At 65.6% G+C, this 2,863-nt stretch carries 3 protein-coding genes; all 3 read left to right on the top strand.

Annotated elements, in window-relative coordinates; translation table 11 throughout:
- Positions 1 to 1,379: acyl-CoA dehydrogenase C-terminal domain-containing protein (locus QZ709_RS02855; RefSeq protein WP_294635836.1), on the top strand; the 1,379-nt coding region annotated here is incomplete at its 5' end.
- A 21-nt stretch (positions 1,380 to 1,400) separates the two neighbouring features.
- Complete coding sequence (locus QZ709_RS02850) at positions 1,401 to 1,835, top strand: DUF2147 domain-containing protein (protein WP_294635835.1); 435 nt, start codon at positions 1,401 to 1,403, stop codon at positions 1,833 to 1,835.
- 34 nt (positions 1,836 to 1,869) lie between these two features.
- Positions 1,870 to 2,863 (top strand): 3-hydroxyacyl-CoA dehydrogenase family protein (locus QZ709_RS02845; RefSeq protein ID WP_294635834.1); only part of this gene is annotated, 994 nt, incomplete at its 3' end.

The following is a 2,863-nucleotide window of genomic DNA, read 5'->3' as shown; positions in this document are numbered from 1 at the left end:
AGGCCCTGCACGCCCACGGCACGCCCGAGCAGAAGGCCCTCTACCTGCCCAAGCTGACCAGTGGCGAGTGGACCGGCACCATGTGCCTGACCGAGCCGCACTGCGGCACGGACCTGGGCCTGCTGCGCACCAAGGCCGAGCCCCAGCCCGACGGCACCTACAAGCTGACCGGCGCCAAGATCTTCATCTCGGCCGGCGAGCACGACCTGGCCGAGAACATCGTCCACCTGGTGCTGGCCCGCCTGCCGGATGCACCCGCCGGCTCCAAGGGCATCTCGCTGTTCATCGTGCCCAAGTTCAACGTCAACGCCGACGGCTCGCTGGGCTCGCGCAACGGCATCTTCTGCGCCGGCCTGGAGCACAAGATGGGCATCCACGGCAACGCCACCGCGCAGATCGTGCTGGAGAACGCCGTGGGCACGATGGTGGGCCAGCCCAACAAGGGCCTGGCCGCGATGTTCGTGATGATGAACGCCGCCCGCCTGGGCGTGGGTAACCAGTCGCTGGGCCTGACGGAGGTGGCCTACCAGAACGCCGTGGCCTACGCCAAGGACCGTGTGCAGATGCGCGCGCTGTCCGGCCCCAAGGCACCGGACAAGCCGGCCGACCCCATCATCGTGCACCCCGACGTGCGCAAGATGCTGCTGACGGCCCGCGCCTTCGCCGAAGGCGGCCGCATGCTGCAGGCCTACACCGTGCTGCAGCTGGACAAGGCGCTCAAGAGCGACGACGAGGACGAGCGCAAGGAATGCGACGCCGAGGTCGCGCTGCTGACGCCCATCATCAAGGCCTTCATCACCGACAACGGCTGGCTCGCCACCTCGCACTGCCTGCAGGTCTACGGCGGCCACGGCTTCATCCACGAGTGGGGCATGGAGCAGTTCGTGCGCGACGCGCGCATCAACATGATCTATGAAGGCACCAACACCATCCAGTCGCTCGACCTGCTGGGCCGCAAGGTGTTGGGCAACAACGGCGCCACGCTGAAGAAGTTCGGCAAGAAGATCGCCGCCTTCATCGAGGAAGAGGGCACCAACGAAGCCATGCAGGAGTTCGTGAACCCGCTGGCGGACCTGGGCGACAAGGTCAACAAGCTGACCCAGGAAATCGGCATGAAGGCCTTCGGCAACCCCGACGAAGTCGGTGCCGCGGCTGTCGACTACCTGCGCGTGGTGGGCCACATGTGCTTTGCCTACTTCTTCGCCCAGGCGGCCAAGATCGCGCTGGCCAAGAAGGACAGCGGCGACCCGTTCTACACCGCCAAGCTGGCCACGGCGCGCTTCTACTTCGCCAAGCTGCTGCCCGAGACGGCCACGCTGATCCGCACCGCGCGTGCCGGTCTGGCGCCGCTGATGGAGATGGACGAGGCCTTGTTCTAACCTGCCAACCCCACGAAAAGGATGCCCCCCATGAAAGTCCTGTTCGCTGCTGCCCTGCTATCGCCCGTGCTCGCGTTCGCGCAAGCAACACCCGTGGGCTTGTGGAAGACCATCGATGACGACGGCAAAACCGAGAAGTCGTTGGTCCGCATCAGCGAACAGGGGGGCACCCTGGTGGGCAGCATCGACAAGCTGCTGGACCCCAAGGCCGATGCCAACGCCAAGTGCGACAAGTGCAAGGACGACCGCAAGGACAAGCCGGTCGTCGGCCTGCAGATCATCCGCGGCGTGAAGGCCGACGGCGAAGGCGTGTGGGGCCATGGCGAGATCCTCGATCCCAACAACGGCAAGACCTACCGCACCCGGCTCAAGCCGGTGGACGGCGGCAAGAAACTGGAGATGCGCGGCTACATCGGCCCCTTCTACCGCACCCAGACGTGGATCCGTGTCGAGTGATCGACCGTCCGAACCTATTCCCAGGAGATAACCCATGAGTCGATTCCAAGTCCGCAAGGTCGCCGTGCTCGGCGCCGGCGTGATGGGTGCGCAGATCGCTGCCCACCTCGTCAACTGCAAGGTGCCGGTCGTGCTGTTCGACCTGCCCGCCAAGGAAGGCCCGAAGAACGGCATCGTCACCAAGGCCGTCGACGGTCTGAAGAAGCTCAAGCCGGCGCCGCTGGGCGACGCGTCGGAAGCCGCGCTGATCCAGCAGGCCAACTACGAGGAGCACCTGGAGCTGCTCAAGGACTGCGACCTCGTCATCGAGGCCATCGCCGAGCGCATGGACTGGAAGCTCGATCTCTACACCAAGATCGCGCCGTTCGTGGCACCGCACGCCATCGTCGCGTCCAACACCTCGGGCCTGAGCATCACCAAGCTCAGCGACGTGCTGCCCGAAGAGATCAAGCCGCGCTTCTGCGGCATCCATTTCTTCAACCCGCCGCGTTACATGTACCTGGTCGAGCTGATCCCCACGCCGACCACGCGCCCCGAGATCCTCGACCAGCTCGAAGCCTTCGTGACCACCGCCGTGGGCAAGGGCGTCGTGCGCGCCAAGGACACGCCCAACTTCGTCGCCAACCGCGTCGGCATTGCCGGCATGATGGCCACGTTGATCGAGGCCGAGAAGTTCGGCCTCTCGGTGGACGTGGTGGACGACCTGACCGGCAAGAAGCTGGGCCGCGCCTCCAGCGGCACCTTCCGCACGGCCGACGTCGTGGGCCTGGACACCATGGCCCATGTCGTCAAGACCATGCAGGACAACCTGAAGGACGACCCCTTCTACAGCACCTATGCCACGCCCAAGGTGCTGGCCGAGCTGATCCAGAAGGGCGCGCTGGGCCAGAAGACCGGCGCGGGCTTCTACAAGAAGGTCGGCAAGGACATCCAGCGCCTGGACTTCGCCACGGGCGAGTACGTCGCCGGCGGCAAGAAGGCCGATGAGATCGTTGCCCGCATGCTCAAGAAGCAGCCGGCGGATCGCC

The sequence above is a fragment of the uncultured Aquabacterium sp. genome (genome assembly GCF_913773725.1).
In the GTDB taxonomy this organism is placed as follows: Bacteria; Pseudomonadota; Gammaproteobacteria; order Burkholderiales; family Burkholderiaceae_C; genus Aquabacterium.
This window is presented reverse-complemented; position numbering and strand designations above follow the sequence as displayed.